15 protein-coding genes are annotated in these 16,287 nt (G+C 70.4%); 8 read left to right on the top strand and 7 right to left on the bottom strand.

All coding sequences use genetic code 11. The features are described 5' to 3' along the window. Positions 1 to 5: 5 nt before the first annotated feature. On the bottom strand, positions 6 to 971 hold the full coding sequence (locus FHX52_RS01795; RefSeq protein ID WP_141819398.1) for an MBL fold metallo-hydrolase: 966 nt from the start codon (positions 969 to 971) through the stop codon (positions 6 to 8). Between the two features lie 68 nt (positions 972 to 1,039). Here FHX52_RS01795 and FHX52_RS01790 point away from each other — a divergent pair, with 68 nt between their 5' ends. From FHX52_RS01790 to FHX52_RS01780, 3 genes are all read left to right on the top strand, one after another. Next, complete coding sequence (locus tag FHX52_RS01790) at positions 1,040 to 1,573, top strand: NUDIX hydrolase family protein (protein ID WP_141819396.1); 534 nt, start codon at positions 1,040 to 1,042, stop codon at positions 1,571 to 1,573. A 455-nt stretch (positions 1,574 to 2,028) separates the two neighbouring features. Next, positions 2,029 to 3,900, top strand: a complete 1,872-nt coding sequence (locus FHX52_RS01785) for a serine-rich family protein (protein ID WP_141819394.1) — start codon at positions 2,029 to 2,031, stop codon at positions 3,898 to 3,900. Between the two features lie 271 nt (positions 3,901 to 4,171). Continuing rightward, positions 4,172 to 4,654 (top strand): hypothetical protein, encoded by a 483-nt coding sequence (locus FHX52_RS01780; protein WP_185747034.1) that lies wholly within the window; start codon positions 4,172 to 4,174, stop codon positions 4,652 to 4,654. Between the two features lie 145 nt (positions 4,655 to 4,799). Here FHX52_RS01780 and FHX52_RS01775 read toward each other — a convergent pair whose 3' ends face one another. From FHX52_RS01775 to rbfA, 6 genes are all read right to left on the bottom strand, one after another. Next, the gene (locus FHX52_RS01775; protein ID WP_141819392.1) at positions 4,800 to 6,791 is read right to left on the bottom strand and encodes a TIGR03960 family B12-binding radical SAM protein; all 1,992 of its coding nucleotides are present in this window, start codon (positions 6,789 to 6,791) and stop codon (positions 4,800 to 4,802) included. Positions 6,792 to 6,888: 97 nt separating this feature from the next. Then, complete coding sequence (locus FHX52_RS01770) at positions 6,889 to 8,751, bottom strand: AMP-dependent synthetase/ligase (RefSeq protein ID WP_141819390.1); 1,863 nt, start codon at positions 8,749 to 8,751, stop codon at positions 6,889 to 6,891. A 277-nt stretch (positions 8,752 to 9,028) separates the two neighbouring features. Next, positions 9,029 to 10,210 carry a rod shape-determining protein RodA gene (rodA, locus tag FHX52_RS01765; RefSeq protein ID WP_141819388.1) on the bottom strand — a complete coding sequence of 394 codons (1,182 nt, stop codon included), beginning with the start codon at positions 10,208 to 10,210 and terminating at the stop codon, positions 9,029 to 9,031. Continuing rightward, entirely contained in the window at positions 10,174 to 11,139 is a 966-nt protein-coding gene (locus tag FHX52_RS01760) for a bifunctional riboflavin kinase/FAD synthetase (RefSeq protein WP_141819386.1), read from the bottom strand. Before FHX52_RS01760 ends, rodA begins: the two co-directional genes overlap by 37 nt. A 44-nt stretch (positions 11,140 to 11,183) precedes the next feature. Next, on the bottom strand, positions 11,184 to 12,134 hold the full coding sequence (gene truB, locus FHX52_RS01755) for a tRNA pseudouridine(55) synthase TruB (RefSeq protein ID WP_141819384.1): 951 nt from the start codon (positions 12,132 to 12,134) through the stop codon (positions 11,184 to 11,186). Continuing rightward, positions 12,131 to 12,625, bottom strand: coding sequence for a 30S ribosome-binding factor RbfA (gene rbfA, locus FHX52_RS01750; protein ID WP_141819382.1), 495 nt, complete (start codon positions 12,623 to 12,625; stop codon positions 12,131 to 12,133). The genes truB and rbfA overlap by 4 nt, the downstream gene beginning before the upstream one ends. 187 nt (positions 12,626 to 12,812) lie before the next feature. On the opposite strand from rbfA, the gene FHX52_RS01745 reads away from it, so the two are divergent. From FHX52_RS01745 to FHX52_RS01725, 5 genes are all read left to right on the top strand, one after another. After that, positions 12,813 to 13,916, top strand: coding sequence for a sigma-70 family RNA polymerase sigma factor (locus FHX52_RS01745; RefSeq protein WP_141819380.1), 1,104 nt, complete (start codon positions 12,813 to 12,815; stop codon positions 13,914 to 13,916). Then, a complete protein-coding gene (locus tag FHX52_RS01740; RefSeq protein WP_141819378.1) occupies positions 13,913 to 14,773 on the top strand; it encodes an STAS domain-containing protein in 861 nt (286 codons plus the stop codon). Before FHX52_RS01745 ends, FHX52_RS01740 begins: the two co-directional genes overlap by 4 nt. Beyond that, positions 14,770 to 15,156, top strand: a complete 387-nt coding sequence (locus FHX52_RS01735) for an STAS domain-containing protein (RefSeq protein ID WP_141819376.1) — start codon at positions 14,770 to 14,772, stop codon at positions 15,154 to 15,156. The genes FHX52_RS01740 and FHX52_RS01735 overlap by 4 nt, the downstream gene beginning before the upstream one ends. Beyond that, positions 15,153 to 15,470, top strand: coding sequence for a phosphatase RsbU N-terminal domain-containing protein (locus FHX52_RS01730; protein WP_141819374.1), 318 nt, complete (start codon positions 15,153 to 15,155; stop codon positions 15,468 to 15,470). The genes FHX52_RS01735 and FHX52_RS01730 overlap by 4 nt, the downstream gene beginning before the upstream one ends. Positions 15,471 to 15,657: 187 nt before the next feature. Beyond that, entirely contained in the window at positions 15,658 to 16,212 is a 555-nt protein-coding gene (locus tag FHX52_RS01725) for an ABC transporter substrate-binding protein (RefSeq protein ID WP_246069566.1), read from the top strand. The last annotated feature ends 75 nt before the right edge of the window (positions 16,213 to 16,287 follow it).

The raw sequence follows: 16,287 nt of genomic DNA, 5'->3' as shown, positions 1-16,287 counted from the left end.
GGGCCTCAGCGCCTAACCCGGCCGACGAGCTCGGCCACCGCGCGTCGGGCGACCTGGCGGACCATGGCGCCCCGGCACGGGCCGTTGAAGATGATGACGTCGTCGCGGACGTGAGCGCCGGGCCTGGCCTCGACCTCGCGGGCGGCGTCGCGGACGGACCGCAGCTGCCCGACCGTCATCGGCAGGGGCGCCTCGTCGGGCTGGTACGTCGTGCCGAGGGGGTAGTCGCGGCCGGGGGTCCGGGTCATCTCGACGTGGCAGCCCATGACCGCGCTGACCCAGCGCGAGTCGGCGATCTCGACGAGGGCCTCGAGGGTCTGGGTGAATGCTGCGGCGTCCTCGACGTAGAGCCGGCCGGGATAGACCGTGTCGCCGGTGAGGAGGCAGCCCGTCCACGGGTCCCGGATCGTGATGGCGGCACTGTGGTGCCCGGGGCTGCCCGTCACCTCGAGCACCCGTCCACCGAGGTCGAAGGGGACGGTCTGGCGGGGCCAGTCCGTGAAGCCGAAGTGCTTCCTGACGGCGTCGACGTCACGGCCGACCACGGTGGTGTCAGGTCGATTGGCGAACTGCCCGTCTCCGTCGACGTGGTCGCCGTGGCCGTGCGTGTGGGCGACGACGAGGGGGTAGCGATCGCGGGGGTGTCCTGCCAGCCACTCGTCGAGGAGGCCGTCCACGGTCGATCGGAGCGGCATACGGCCGGGGTCGGCGACGGCACCGGTGTCGAGCAGGAGGGCCCGCTCGTTGCCGAGGAGCAGGTAGAGGAAGGGGCCCTCGAAGGTCAGCCGCTGGCTCTGGCGCAGGACGTAGGTGTGCTCGTCGTGGCGGTGGACCTGGAGTGGCGGGTCCGCCTCGCGGAGCTCGCGGCTCGCCCGTGGCGGCACCCCGTGGATCCAGCGCTCGGGGAAGGGCGCCGCGACGGCTCTGCCGCCGAAGTCGACGTGGCTCGTCGTGCCGGAGTGGTCGTCCATGGTCGCCAGTCTGGACCCGGACTGGATGTGGCCGTCGCCCCCGGGCGGGCGTTTGGCAGGATGAGGTCATGAACGAGACGGAGACGACCGGAGCGTGGCTGAGCCGCGAGGACCTCGACAACGCCCGCGACCGGTTGCCCATCCTCTACGTCCACGCCATCCCCGTGCGCGCCGACGACAAGGGTGTCGTCACGCACATCGGTCTGCTGCTGCGCGCCGACAGCGACGGCGGCATCGGCCAGGAGGTCGTCGGTGGTCGCGTGCTCTACCACGAGAAGGTCCGTGACGCCCTGATGCGCCACATCGAGACCGACCTCGGTCCGGTGGCGCTGCCGCGAATCCCCTTGTCACCACAGCCCTTCACTGTCGCCGAGTTCTTCCCGACGCCCGGGGTCACGCCCTTCCACGACCCGCGTCAGCACGCCGTATCGCTCGCCTTCGTCGTGACCGTCATGGGCGACTGCCGGCCGCAGAAGGACGCCCTCGACCTGTCGTGGGTGACGCCCGAGGAGGCGGCCACGATTGCTGCCGGTCCGGAGATGTCCGGATCGCACGGGGTGCTCGTCCGCCAGGCGCTGGCACACGTCGGATATCCCGTCTAGGGCGGTCGATTGCGGCAGATCTTCCGGATATGGGTCCCATGTTCGGACTTCTTCCGGGACTTGCCGGGCAAACTGGACGACTTTCTGTGATCTTCGTCCCAGCCCGTGACGCCGTCCTACCGTCGAACCTGGACGTGGGTGGGCCCTGAAGGGGCGACCACTCGGGGGACGCGGGCCGGGGGGCTCGCCGCGATCGTGCCGTCATCGTCGACGCACAACCTCCAACGGTGCGGGGGCCGACAAACCGCTCATGTACGGAGACATTCATGAATTTGTCATGGCATTTGTCTCGGGGGAAGTCACCAGCTGTTCCACCACCAGGACCGGCGGGCCGCAGCCGCACTCGTTGGGTCTCCCTCATCGCCGCAGTGGCTTTGCCGCTCGCGATCCTCACTGCCCCGAACGCCTTTGCAGGCTCAACACCACCCTTCGACATCGGCCCCAATGGTTCGGCCGTGGTCCCCGGGTCTGACGGAGGGACGCCACTGACGGATCTGTTCGGGAGCGTCAAGGAGCTTGGTCCGCTGAACTCGAACACGACGAAGATCGGCGTCATCCACAACGACGTCCCGCCGACGCTCGGTCTCACCAACCCGAACGCACAGGTCGACCTGCGCCAGGCCTGGCTCAACACGGCCAAGGACAGTAGTGGGGACGACTGGATCTACTTCGCCTGGGAACGCGACTCCAACAGCGGCAGCGGCTTCATCGCCTACGAGTTCATGAAGAATGCCGCCCCGACCGCCTGCGCGTTCGGCCCTACCCAGGACGACACGGCGCTCATCGCGAACTGCAACCCGTGGGCCAACCGTTCGGGTCCCGACGCGACGCAGACTCCTCCGGCCCCTGGGGACTTCATGATCCTGTGGGACCAGCAAGGCGGCAGTCGTGATCTCTACCTCCGGGTCTGGAGCGGAACGGCCCCCAATCTCACCCTCGGCGCCCCGCAGCTGCTGGACGCCAACGTGTCGGCCGCTGCATACAGCGCAGACGGCTTCAGGGGCGAGGCTGCCATCAACATCACAGACGCGATCTATGGTGGCGTCTCTCGGTGTCTGGCGTTTGCCAACATCATCCCGAGTACTGTCACCGGCAACTCGGACACGGCTGACTACAAGGACACGATCCTCACCAGCGGGCGAACCTTGAGCAACTGCACGACGACCACGACGACGACGCCGCGGGATGCCGCCGGCGCCGCCATTCCGGCCACTGGAGTCAGCATCACCACGGCAGGTGTGGTGCAGGTCAAGGACTCGGCTCTCATCGCCCTCACGGGTGGCTCCGCCAACCCAGGCGGAACCATCGACTTCACGCTCTGCAGGGCCAACGACTCGGCAGGCAACCCGTCGGCTACTCCCCCCGTTGCTGCCACAGCCACCTGCGACACCATCAACCCGGTGTCAGTGCTGGTCGGCAATGACGTCGTGGTCAGTGATCCTGACGGTGCTTACCCGGTCACGGTGACTTCACCGAGTGCTTGGGTGACCGCTGCCGGTCGCTACTGCTGGAAGGCGGAGTACACGGGTGTCTCCAGCGCCGGAATCGGCGGATCGAGTGACGTCAGCACGGGCGAGTGCTTCAAGATCAACCCGGTGACGCCGCTCCTGACCACTGACGCCGGCAACAACGTCACCCTGGGCACCGCGATCACCGACACCGCGTCGCTGACCGGTACCGCCCCGGAGCCGACGTCGACCGTGATCCACACGTCTGCCTCCGTCGGCCCTCGCATCCCAGCCGGCGGGTCGATCACCTTCACCCTCTTCGGCCCGAGCACGGGCAGCTGCGGGTCGCAGGTGACTGCCGCGACACAGAGCGTCCCGGTGACCGGCGACAACACGTCGTACGGGCCGGCCTCGTTCACGCCGACCTCCGCAGGTGACTACCACTGGAAGGCCAGCTACAACGGCGACTCGCCGAACACGGCCGGGACGTCGCACAACGCCACCTGCGGCGAAACCGGAGAAGACGTGACCGTGAGCACGGTGCCGTCCTCCCTGGTGAGCGACCAGACGTGGGTGCCGAGCGACTCCGTGACCGTCTCGGCGTCTGCCGGCGGTCCCCTGGCGGGCACCGTCTCGTTCGAGTTCTTCACCAACGGCACCTGCGCGGGTTCATCGGCGTTCTCGACGACGAAGTCGGTTGCAGGAGCCTCGTCGCAGACCGTCCTGTCGGGGAACGCTCCCGCCCAGACGGCGACGGGCTCGTTCTCGTGGCGCGTGAGCTACACGAGCACCAACCCGGCCCAGCGCAGCATCGCTGCCAGCTGTCACGAGACGTCGGCCCTCACCGTCACGAACGGAGGGACGATCTCCAGCTCGTGAGCTGACACCTCGTCGTGATCTGGCCGAGGGGGCGGCTGGACCGCGACAGGGCTCCTCGGGGCGCCCAACATCACAAGAGCATGACCGGTTCGGGGCGAGTGTCCCGGACCGGTCATGACTCTTTTCCGGGCATATGCCGCCGCTCCGGCGGGAGCCGTATCGAGGGACCCACTTTCCGCCTCTCACACGACGACGCGGCCGACCAGGACCGCCGGCGTCACAGACCCGAGTCGGGGGTCGGGCACCTCCACCCAGGGAAAGAAGTACCAGCATGAAGGTCGTCAAGTCTGTCCTCGTCGCGATGATCGCCTTCGGCGTCGCCATCGTCATGGCGAACCCGGCAGCAGCGGTCGCAGCGAAGTTCTTCAGCGTCAGCTCGTCCGTCGGCAGCTCTGGCGCCCTCGTCGTCTCCTTCGACGAGCGGGGGCTCGGCAACGGAGACATCGACTACACCCTGACGGCTGACGCTTCGGCCGTCTACGCGTGCATCAACGGCGGCGGAAACCACCCCAAGGCCGCCAACAAGGAGACCGTCAACGGCGATGTGACCGGCGGCGGCACCTTCCAGCCGAAGAACGGTCGCGTCCAGGCCAGCCTGAGCGCCGGCCCGATCTCGGCGGGCGGCTTCAGCTGCCCGAGCGGCCAGCGGCTCGTCCTCGCCTCGGTCTCCTACACCAACATCCAGCTCACCGACACGACGAACGGCACCGGTGTCTCGGTGCCGGACACGTCACGGGTCTTCTTCGCCGTCTGAGCGGTCCAGGCCCCAGGCACAACCACCACCTGTGCGGCTGGCACCTCTGGGTCCTCGGAGGTGTCAGCCGCGCGACCAGCTGTGCGGTCCGCACCTCTGACACGCGAGAGGTGCCAGCCGCACAGCGACGTCCGGCCCCGACCCCTCAGTGCTGGTGCTCGAGCAGCTCCTGGCGGCCCGACCCGAGCACGGTCAGCGGCAGCAGCGTCTTGCCCGTCGGGCCGATCTCGATCTCGGTGCCCATCTGGGGGCAGACGCCGCAGTCGAAGCACGGCGTCCACCGGCAGTCGTCGACCTCGGTCTCGTCGAGCGCGTCCTGCCAGTCCTCCCAGAGCCAGTCCTTGTCGAGACCCGAGTCGAGGTGGTCCCACGGGAGCACCTCGTTCTGCTCGCGCTCGCGCGTCGTGAACCACGCGACGTCGACGGGCTCGTCCGCGAGAGCCGTCTCGGCCGCACGCATCCACCGCTCGTAGGAGAAGTGCTCGCTCCACCCGTCGAAGCGTCCGCCGTCGCGCCACACCGCCTCGATGACCTTGCCGACACGGCGGTCTCCGCGGGAGAGCAGTCCCTCGACGACCCCGGGCTGGCCGTCGTGGTAGCGGAACCCGATCGAGGAGCCGTAGCGCCGGTCCGACCGGAGCGCCTCGCGCAGCTTCGCCAGGCGCGCGTCGGTCTCCTCGGCGCCGAGCTGGGCGGCCCACTGGAACGGTGTGTGCGGCTTGGGCACGAAGCCGCCGATCGACACCGTGCAGCGGATGTCACGTCGGCCGGACACCTGCCGGCCCGTCTCGATGACCTTCTTGGCCAGCTCGGCGATCTGCAGGACGTCCTCGTCGGTCTCCGTCGGCAGCCCGCACATGAAGTAGAGCTTCACCTGCCTCCACCCGGCGCCGTATGCCGCCGCGACCGTGCTGATGAGGTCCTCCTCCGAGACCATCTTGTTGATGACCTTGCGGATCCGCTCGGAGCCCCCCTCCGGGGCGAACGTCAGCCCCGAGCGGCGACCGTTGCGGGTCAGCTCGTTGGCGAGGTCGATGTTGAAGGCGTCGACGCGGGTCGACGGCAACGAGAGCCCGGTCTGCGTGCCCTCGTAGCGGTCGGCGAGTCCCTTGGTGAGGTCGGCGATCTCGGAGTGGTCGGCCGAGCTCAGCGACAGCAGCCCGACCTCCTCGAACCCCGTTGCCGCAAGACCGCGCTCGACCATCTCGCCGATGCCGGTGATCGACCGCTCCCGAACGGGGCGGGTGATCATGCCCGCCTGGCAGAAGCGGCAGCCGCGCGTGCACCCGCGGAAGATCTCGACCGACATCCGCTCGTGCACCGACTCGGCCACGGGCACGAGGGGCTGCTTCGGGTAGGGCCACGCGTCGAGGTCCATGACGGTGTGCTTCGCGACGCGCCACGGCACTCCCGCCGCGTGGGAGGAGGGCGCCACGCGCTTGATCCGGCCGTCGGGAAGGTAGGAGACGTCGTAGAACGCCGGCACGTAGACACCACCGGTGCGGGCCAGACGCAGCAGCACCTCGCGGCGGCCACCGGGTCGGCCCGCGGCCTTCCACTCCCCCACGATGTCGGTGACCGTGAGCACGGCCTGCTCGCCGTCGCCGACGATGGCCGCGTCGATGAAGGCGGCGATCGGCTCGGGGTTGAACGCCGCGTGACCACCGGCGATGACGATGGGGTCCTCGAGACCGCGGTCCGCGGCATACAACGGCATGCCCGCGAGGTCGAGCGCGTTCAGCATGTTCGTGTAGCCGAGCTCGGTCGAGAACGACAGCCCGAAGAGGTCGAAGTCGCGCACGGCGCGGTGCCCGTCGACGGTGAACTGCGGCAGACCGGCGGACCGCAGCTGCGCCTCCATGTCGGGCCACACGGCATACGTGCGCTCGGCGAGGGCGTCCTCGCGCTCGTTGAGGACTTCGTAGAGGATCATGACGCCCTGGTTGGGCACGCCCACCTCGTAGGCGTCGGGATACATCAGCGCCCAGCGGGTCGTCAGCTCCTCGCCGGTCGGGCCGTAGCCACCGACGTGCCAGTCCTTGACGGTGGAGTTCAGCTCACCGCCGACGTACTGGATGGGCTTGTTGACCCGTTCCAGCAGCGGCTCGAGGTCGGCCCACAGGGATTCACCAGGCATCCGCTCATGCTACGTGCGCCACCGCGCAACGCCGAAACGCCGACCCCCGACGTATGCCGTGGGGCCGGCGTCCTGGATCACGCGGGGTGCCGCGTGGTCACCCCTCCTCGTACATGGCGTCGATCTCGGCGAGGTGCTTCTCGGTGACCGCGCGGCGGCGCAGCTTCATGCTCGGCGTGAGGTCGCCCTCCTCGATCGTGAGGTCCTTCTCGAGGATGGTGAACTTCTTGATCGTCTCCCAGCGGTTGAGCCCCGCGTTGAGCTGGTCGACGTAGCCCTGCACGAGGGCGCGCGCCTGCGGCGAGGTAACGATCTCGCTGTAGGACTTGCCCGCGAGGCCCTCGGTCGCCGCCCACATCGTGATGGCGTCGGGGTCGAGAGTGACGAGCGCGGTCGCGTAGTTGTGGCCGGCCCCGTGCACGAGGAACTGGCTGACGAAGGGGCACAGACCCTTGAAGCGGGCCTCGATCTCGGCCGGGGCGATGTACTTGCCGCCCGAGGTCTTGAAGAGGTCCTTCTTGCGGTCGGTGACGAAGAGGTAGCCGCGTTCGTCGATTCGCCCGATGTCGCCGGTGTGGAACCAGCCGTCCTCGTCGAGCACCTCGGCGGTCGCCTCGGGGTTGTTGTGGTAGCCGCGCATGACGCCGGGGCCACGCACGAGGATCTCGCCGTCCTCCTCGGCGATGCGCACCTCGGTGCCGGGCATCGGCCACCCGACCGAGCCGTACTGGTAGGAGCCGTGCTCCGGCGTGTTGACGGTCGTGCCGGAGGAGGTCTCGGTGAGGCCGTAGCCCTCCTGGACGAGCAGCCCGACCGAGCCGAACCAGCGCGCCACGTCGGCGTTGAGCGGGGCCGAGCCGCTGATCATGAAGCGGACCCGGCCGCCGAAGCGCTCCTGCACCTTCTGGAGCACGAGCTTGTCGGCCAGCCCGTGCTTGCGCGCGAGCAACGCCGACGGCTCCTCGCCCCGGGCGAGCACGTCACGCATCTCGCCGCCGACCGACAGCGCCCAGTCGATGAGCTTCTTCTTGAGGCCCTTCTCCTGGGCGAACATGAGCGCGACACGGCCGTGCGCCTTCTCGAAGATGCGCGGCGGACCGGCCATGAAGGTCGGCTTGATGACGGCCATGTGGTCGACGATCTTCTCCACCCGCCCGTCGACCGCGGTCGGGAAGCCGATCTGCAGGCCGGTGGCGACGAGCATCTTGCCGAAGACGTGCGAGAGCGGCAGCCAGAGGAACTGCAGGTCGTCCTTGCCGAGGGTGCCCATCGCCTCGATGACGGCGCCCTCGTAGACGACGCTGTCCTGCACGAGGCGCACGCCCTTGGGCCGTCCGGTCGTGCCCGATGTGTAGATGACGACTGCGAGGCTGTCGGGCCCGAGCTGGTCGACGCGCGATGCGACGAGGTCCGGTGTCGCGCCCAGCCACTCCCGGCCCTTGGCGGCGAGCTCGTCGGTCGTGATGACCCAGCCGTCCTCGCTGCCCTCGCCGGTGAGGTTGATGACGTGCGCGACCCCGGGGATCTCGCTGCGCACGGCCTGCAGCTTGGCGACCTGCTCGGCATTCTCGGCGAAGACGATCGTGCTGCCCGAGTCGGTGAGGATGTAGGCGACGTCCTCGGCGATCGTCGTCGGGTAGACGGTCGTCGTCGCGCCCCCGGCGCAGATGATCGCGAGGTCGGCGAGGATCCACTCGACGCGCGTCGTCGAGGCGATGGCGACCCGGTCCTCGAGCTGGACGCCCATGGCGATGAGCCCGGCGGCCCACTCGGTGACGATCGCGTCCGTCTCACGCCACGTGAGGGTCGTGAGGTCGGTCGAGTCGCCCCTGAAGTAGAGGTATGCCGGCGCGTCGGGCGTCGCTTCCACGCGCTGGCGGAAGAGCGCTCCGACGCTCGGGGCTCGCTGGTCGAGGATCGACTCGTCGACGGCTCGGTCGGCGAGAGAGATCAGGGGCATGCGGACTCCTTTGTCGCTGCGGCACCCGTCATCGGCGTCTGCGGGCGCCGCGTCATGCCCGGATGATGCCAAAGGAACGGGCGCACGTCACCTCCCCACCGCCGAAAGACACCGCAATGTGACCCGTCGGTAACTGCGGCGATCCGGCTGGATGGAGGTGATGCCGAGCCCCACGTGGGCGGCGGGATCACCTCGACAGGCGGGAGGGCGGCATACCGCCGCCGCGGCCCCCGTCCCGCTGCTCTCGCGGGCCCCCGCGGCGCCCTCACGCGCACCGTCAGACGGGGCGGAGCCCACCTCGCACCGACGACGACGCGACCGTGCCGACCAGTCCCACGGCGATCCACGACGCGATCATCGAGGACCCGCCGTAGGACACGAAGGGCAGCGGCAGCCCCGTGACGGGCGTGAGGCCGAGGTTCATCCCGATGTTCTCGAACGCCTGCACGCCGAGCCAGACCGCGATGCCGAGCGTGACGAGTCGCCCGAACGTGTCAGCCCGGCGGGCCACGACGGCGGCCCGCACGACGATGAAGGCGATGAGCAGCACGAGCCCGAGGGCCCCGACGAACCCGAGCTCCTCACCCGCCACGGAGAAGACGAAGTCGGTCTCCTGGAAGGGGATGTAGCCGCCCTGGGTCTGCGGCCCCGCGAAGAGCCCCTGACCCGAGAGGCCGCCGGAGCCGATGGCGAGGCGCACCTGCCGGGTCTGGTAGCCGATGCCCTGCGGGTCGAGCGACGGGTCGAGGAAGGCCTTGAGCCGGTTGCTCTGGTAGGTCGAGAGCAGCGACGTCGTGAAGGCGGCGACCGTGACGGCCGCCCCGGCGAGCACGACTCCCACCGTCCACGGCCAGGGCGCCCCCGCAGCGGCGATGATGACCACGGCCATCGCGACGAGCACCAGGGCCGAGCCGAGGTCGGGCTGGGCGAGCACGAGCACGACCGGTATGCCGGCGACGACCCACGCGAGCGCGACGTCGCGGTGCCGCTGTCGCAGCCCACGGTCGGCCCGGTCGGCCAGCAGCATGGCGAGGCCGATCGCGAGCGCCACCTTCATCAGCTCGGAGGGCTGCAGGGTGAAGCCGCCCGGCAGCCGGATCCACGACCGCGACCCGTTGACGGTCGACCCGAGCGGCGAGACGACCGCGACGAGACCGACGACGGCGAGCACGTAGACGACCGGCGCGAGCGCTCGCACGACTCGGATGTCGAGCCGCGTCAGGCCCACCGCGCAGGCCATGCCGATGGCGACGGCGAGCAGCTGCTTGAGCGCCAGGCCGGCACCGTGTGTCTCACGGGTGGCCGACCAGACGAGCACGACACCGACGAGCGAGAGCCCCGCTGCCCCGATGAAGAGACCGAGGTCGACCCGCAGCCACGACGTGCGTGAGCCGGGCCCGCGCCCCTTCCCCCGCGCGGGCGTCAGGACGGCACGAACGCCGAGAGGATCTCGCGACACCGGTCCACGTCCAGGGCCATCTGCTCGACGAGAGCCTCGACGCCGTCGAAGCGCAGCGTCGGCCGCAGCCGGTCGACGAACTCCACGACGACACGCTCTCCGTAGAGGTCGAGGTCGGTGCGGTCGAGGACGTAGGCCTCGACGCGGCGCTGGTGACCGTCGAAGGTCGGGTTGGTGCCGACCGAGATCGCAGCCGGGAGGGAACGGTCGGCAGCGTCAGGGGCGAGGTCGAGCCTGAGGAGCCACCCGGCATACACCCCGTCGGCGGGCACGAGGCCCTCGTGGTCCTGCGAGAGGTTGGCCGTCGGGTAGCCGAGCTCGCGACCGCGGTGGTCGCCGTGCACGACGGTGCCCGAGACCCGGTGCGGTCGGCCGAGGATCTGCGCGGCGTGCGCGACCGTGCCCTCGAGCAGCTCGGCCCGCAGCTGGGTGGAGCTCCACCGCGTCGTCATGCTGCCCTCGCCGATGTCGTCGAGCGCGACCACCTCGAAGCCGTGCGTCTCGCCGAGCTCGCGCAGCGTGTCGACGTCACCGGAGTTGCGCACGCCGAAGCGGGTGTCCTTGCCGACGACGACGGCCACGGCCCCGAGCGCCTCGACGAAGGTGCCCTGGACGAACTCCTCCGGGGTCTGCTGGGCGAACTCCGGGGTGAAGTCGAGCACGAGCGTTGCGAGACCCACCGACTCGAGCGCGTCGAGCCGCTGGCCGAGCGACATCACGGCGGCAGGCGCGCGGTCGGGGTAGAGCACGGCGATCGGGTGCGGCTCGAATGTCACGGCCACGGGCGTCGCCCCGCGGGCAGCGGCCTCGCGCACGACGCGCGTCAGGACCTCGCGGTGCCCGCGGTGGACACCGTCGAAGTTGCCGAGCGTGACGACGGTGGGGCCGAGATCGGCCGGGATGTCGTCGAGTCCGTGCCAGCGATCCACGGCGCCCACTGTAGTGGCCGCAAAACGGTCGTCGCGCACGGTGGTCAGGCGCCCGCTCCGGCCGCGGCGAAGACGACCTTGGCGCGGGCCTGCTCCGCCGTCTCGTCGAGCACGGCGACGAGACGACCGGACGGGTCGATGGCCGCCACGGCGCCGACCCGTTCGAAGCCGCTGCGGATGCGCTGGCCGTGGCCGATCCGCACGGCCTCCTCGGTGCTCACCTCGTGCACGGGCAGCTGCGCCCGCGCCGCCTCGGCCACCGGCAGCAGGGGTATGCCGTCCCGTCCCTCCCGCTCGGACGCCGCGGCGAGCTCCTCGAGAGAGTGCGCCTGCGCGAGGTCGAAGCGACCCACCCGGGTGCGGCGGAGGGCGGTGAGGTGGCCGCCGACCCCGAGGAGGTCGCCGAGGTCGCGGGCGAGGGCGCGGACGTAGGTGCCTGACGACACGTCGACCTCGACGTCCACGTCGACGACGTCGACCGGAGGACCGACCTCGGCCTGGGTCTGTGCGGGACGGACGGCATGCACGTCGAAGCGGCTCACCGTGACCGGGCGGGCGGGCAGCACGACGTCGTCGCCGGCGCGGACCCGGGCATAGCTGCGCACCCCGCCGACCTTGATCGCGCTGACCGAGCTCGGCACCTGCTCTATGTCACCCGTGAGACGTGCGACGGCGGCCGGGAGCTCGGCCTCGAGCGCGCGCGCATCGGGAACCCCGAGCAGCGCAGACGTCTCACCCTCGGCGTCGTCGGTGATCGTGGACTGCCCGAGACGGATCGTCGCGCCATACGACTTGTCGCAGCCCACGAGGAAGGTGAGCAGCTTGGTGCCGCGGTCGACACCGAGCACGAGCACACCGGTCGCCATCGGGTCGAGCGTGCCCGCGTGGCCGACGCGCCGGGTGCCCGCGAGCCGGCGCACCCGGGCGACGACGTCGTGGCTCGTCCAACCAGCCGGCTTGTCGACGACGAGCAGGCCGCCGAGCACGTCCGTCATCGAGCCTGGGCGTCCTGGTCGACGGCACCGGCAGGCGCGGCGGAGGGCGCGGCCGCGTCCGCGTCACCGTCGTCCGCGGGCTTCTTGTAGGGGTCGGCGTCACCGGCATACGTCGCGCCGGCGGACGCACGAGCGAGCTCGGCGTCGCGGGCGCGGGTCTGGGCGAGGACGTCCTCGAGGTGGGCCGAGTCGGCCGGCAGGGCATCGGCGATGAACTCGAGCGAGGGCGTGAGGCGGATGCCGATGCCCTTGCCCACGGCGGAGCGGATGCGGCCCTTGTTGGCCTCGAGCACCTCAGCGCTCGCCTGACGCTCCTCGTCGGTACCGAAGACGGTGTAGAAGACGGTCGCGTGCTGCAGGTCGCCCGTCACGCGACAGTCGGTGATCGTGACGAAGCCGAGGCGGTCGTCCTTGATCCGGAACTCGAGGTACTCAGCGACGATGACCTTGATCCGGTCGGCGACCTTGCGGGCGCGGGGGTGGTCAACCATGACTACCTCTCTCTGGTTGGTGGGGTGACGGCGCGGGGCCGACTGACCAACCCTAGTCAACGCCCCATCCAGGTGCCCAACGCCGACCGGCAACGAGTGTTCAGGGGGGTCTTGTGCGGGTATGTCCACCGCGAGCGCGTGGGGTCCGTGCTCGCCGTCCTGCCACTCTGCCCGGAGAAGACCCCTGATGACACGTCCGCAGTCGGCTGATGGTGCCGACGCGACGGCCAGCGCAGGACCTCTGCAGGAGGCAGACGACCTCACGGAGCTGCAGGCGATCGTCCGGCGCGTCGTGGGTGCCCGGGTCGGCACCCATCCGGCTGCCGAGGACCTCGTCCAGGAGACGCTGACCCGGGTGCTGGCGGCCGCACCGTCCGTCGACCCCGGTCTGCTCGAGCCCTACGCGATCGTCACGGCCAAGAACCTCGTCGCCTCCATGTGGCGCGACGACGCCCGGAAGCGGCGCAACCAGCACCGGGCGGCCGACCTGCGCGTGCCCGAGTCGCCCGAGGCACAGGCCCTGCTCGGCGAGGAGCGCTCGGCCATGGCCTCGGCGCTCGGGCGCCTGGACGAGCACGAGCGCGCCCTGCTCATCGAGCACGAGCTGCGGGGCACCGACACGCGCACGATCGCGGAGGAGGAGGGCACGACGCCCGGCGCCGTGGCCGCTCGGCTCAGCCGGTCCCGTGCGAGGTTGCGCGTCGAGTACGTCCTCGGGCTCGAGTCCGGTGACCCGCCCACCGACCGGTGCCGGCCCGTGCTCCTCGCGCTCAGCGCCGCAGACCGGCGCCGCCAGCGCGAGCTCGACGCCGCCACCCATCTCTTCTCCTGCGACTTCTGCGGCCGACTCAGCGAGCCGCTGCTCGCCCGGGGCCAGCGCCAGGACGGTGTGCTGCGCATCCCGGTTGCCGCAGACCCCGACATCGTCAAGGCCCGCGGGTCGGCACGCGAGCTGGCGGGGCGGCTCGGCTTCTCACGAACAGACCTCACCGTCCTCGCCACCGCCGTCTCCGAGCTCTGCCGCAACATCGTCCGCTTCGCCGGGTCCGGCGAGCTGCTCGTCGAGCTGCTCGACGAGCCGCGGCCCGGAGTCCGCGTGACGGCGCGCGACCGCGGTCCGGGGATCGCTGACCTCGAGGCCGCCATGCGCGACGGCGTCAGCACCTACGGCGGCCTGGGCCTCGGCCTGCCCGGGGTGCGCAGGCTCATGGACGAGTTCGCCATCTCGAGCGAGCAGGGCGCCGGCACCACCGTGACCATCACCATCTGGGGAAAGGACCCATCGACATGACACAGACGACACCGGGGCAGCACCTGCTCTCCGAGCTCGTGGCACACCTGCGCGAGCACCGCACGAGGCTGCGCGAGGAGTGGGCAGAGCGGATCCAGCAGGCGCACCTGCTCGCGGCCATGACCCCCCAGGAGATGGCGGCCGAGACCACCTCGGTCTACGACAACTACGTCGAGGTGCTCGAGACCGGCAGTGTCGAGGCTCTGCAGCACTACGCCCGCGACCTGTCGGAGCGGATCATCCCGCGGGGCGTCGAGACGCACGAGGTCGTGGGCATCGTCCTGCTCCTGCGCGACGTGCTCGCCCGCTCGCTCTTCGAGAAGTACCAGCGCGACTTCGGACTGCTCAACCAGGTGCTCGACGCCTACGAGCCGGCCGCCAACCGGATCGCCAACACCGTGGCCGTCAGCTTCGTCGACGAGCGGGAGCGGGTCATCCGTCAGCAGCAGGACGCCATCCGCGAGCTCTCGACCCCGGTGCTGCCAGTGCGAGAGCGCCTCCTCATCCTGCCCATCATCGGGGTGCTCGACAGCGACCGCGCCAGGCAGCTCACCGAGCAGCTGCTCGCGGGCATCCGCAGACACCGGGCACGGGTCGTCGTCATCGACATCACCGGCGCCCCCGACGTCGACGTGGCCGTCGCGAACCACCTCGTGCAGACGGTCGACGCGTCACGACTCATGGGTGCGAGCGTCATCATCACGGGACTGTCCCCCAAGATCGCGCAGACGCTCGTGACGATCGGCGTCGACCTGAGCAAGATGAACACCATCGGCGACCTGCAGGGCGGGCTCGAAGAGGCCGAGCGCCTGCTCGGCTACGCCGTCACCAAGAAGGAGGATGCGACGCTCTCGTGAACTCAGGTCCAGCGCTCGTGTCGATCCTGCGACAGGGAAGCACCCTGATCGCATCGGTCCACACTGCCCTGGACGACTCCGAGCTCGAGCGCTTCCGGACCGACCTCGTCGCCCAGATCGGTGAGCACCGCTCCCGCGGGGTCATCATCGACGTCGCTGCACTCGACGTCATCGACTCCTTCGCCGCGCTGACGCTGCGCACCATCGCGGAGATGGCGCGGCTGCGGGGCGCACGCACGGTCATCGTCGGCATCCAGCCCGAGGTGGCCTTCACCATGGTGCGGCTCGGCATGGGGACGGGCAGCATCCCCACCGCGCTCGACCTCGAGGAGGGGCTCGCGCTGCTGACCGGCGGGGTCGACGACGGTCGGCGCCGGCCGTGAGCACGGGTGACGACCCCGGGAGCACGGCTGCCTTCGCCCAGGACCACCTCACCACCCTCCTGCGCTTCCTCCCGCGGCGCGACGAGGCCGCGCGTGCTGCCGCCTACGACCTGGGCCGGCGCGCCTTTACGAGCGGCATCAGCCTGATCGAGGTGTGCCGCACCCACGAGGACGCGGTCCTCGCCGTGATGCGCGACTGCCCCGGCCCCGAGCAGCTCGCCGTCGCGAGCGCGGGGGCCGACCTGCTGCTCGACCTCGTGGCGGCCTACGACATGACCCATCCGGGACCGGACGCCGCGACCCCTTCGCCATGACGCGGGGTTCCCGGGCGAACCGGAATCCAGGCAGGCGACTCCCCGTCTGGAGCGTGCTCGGCCGTCGGGTCGGGGGCCTCTGCCCGCTGAAGAAGGCTCGCGTCATGGACCTGCCCCACGGCCCTCTTCAGGGGTGATCGGTCGCCCACGAGGGAGCCGATGCACTCGATGAAGAAGGAGCTCAACCATGAACCTCACCACCAAGGTGTGCACCGCCGCCGTCAGCGTGCTGACCGTCGGAGCGCTCGGTCTCGCCCCTGCCGCCAGCGCGTCAGCAGCTCCCGCCTCCGCGCCGGTGGCCGCTCCCGCGGCCGCGACGGGCAGCACCGCCACTGCCGCCTCGACGATCAACCAGGTCATCCCCGGGATCGGGACGTTCGTCGGCTCCTTCGCGCCGACCGGCTTCACCAACCAGAACGGCCGGCTCGCCGTCACCGGCCTCGTCACCGGCACTCTGACGACCCTCACCGGTGCGGTCGTCCCGGTCAGCCAGACGGTCACGACGACCGTGGCAGGCGCGACGGCGTCCGGTGGCTGCAGGATCCTCAACCTCGTGCTCGGACCGCTGCACCTCGACCTGCTCGGTCTCGTCGTCGACCTCAACCAGGTCAACCTCAACATCGTCGCGCAGTCCGGTGCGGGCAACCTGCTCGGCAACCTCCTCTGCGCCGTCGCCGGTCTGCTCGACGGCTCCGGCCTCACGAACCTCGCCGGCCTGCTCAACCGCCTGCTCGGCCTCTGACCCGGCTCCGACCGGTTGAGGGCAACCGGTCGGGCGGCACGCACAGACGCCACGGCGCCGGTCCCCATGTGGGGG

This window comes from Humibacillus xanthopallidus, assembly GCF_006717145.1.
Lineage (GTDB): Bacteria > Actinomycetota > Actinomycetes > Actinomycetales > Dermatophilaceae > Humibacillus > Humibacillus xanthopallidus.
This window is presented reverse-complemented; position numbering and strand designations above follow the sequence as displayed.

Coding starts and splice junctions, on each gene's coding strand:
- FHX52_RS01795 (WP_141819398.1), bottom strand. CDS start 971: ATGGACGACCACTCCGGCACGACGAGCCACGTCGACTTCGGCGGCAGA.
- truB (WP_141819384.1), bottom strand. CDS start 12,134: ATGACGGACGTGCTCGGCGGCCTGCTCGTCGTCGACAAGCCGGCTGGT.
- rbfA (WP_141819382.1), bottom strand. CDS start 12,625: ATGGTTGACCACCCCCGCGCCCGCAAGGTCGCCGACCGGATCAAGGTC.
- FHX52_RS01770 (WP_141819390.1), bottom strand. CDS start 8,751: ATGCCCCTGATCTCTCTCGCCGACCGAGCCGTCGACGAGTCGATCCTC.
- FHX52_RS01745 (WP_141819380.1), top strand. CDS start 12,813: ATGACACGTCCGCAGTCGGCTGATGGTGCCGACGCGACGGCCAGCGCA.
- FHX52_RS01790 (WP_141819396.1), top strand. CDS start 1,040: ATGAACGAGACGGAGACGACCGGAGCGTGGCTGAGCCGCGAGGACCTC.
- FHX52_RS01775 (WP_141819392.1), bottom strand. CDS start 6,791: ATGCCTGGTGAATCCCTGTGGGCCGACCTCGAGCCGCTGCTGGAACGG.
- FHX52_RS01725 (WP_246069566.1), top strand. CDS start 15,658: ATGAACCTCACCACCAAGGTGTGCACCGCCGCCGTCAGCGTGCTGACC.
- FHX52_RS01780 (WP_185747034.1), top strand. CDS start 4,172: ATGAAGGTCGTCAAGTCTGTCCTCGTCGCGATGATCGCCTTCGGCGTC.
- FHX52_RS01740 (WP_141819378.1), top strand. CDS start 13,913: ATGACACAGACGACACCGGGGCAGCACCTGCTCTCCGAGCTCGTGGCA.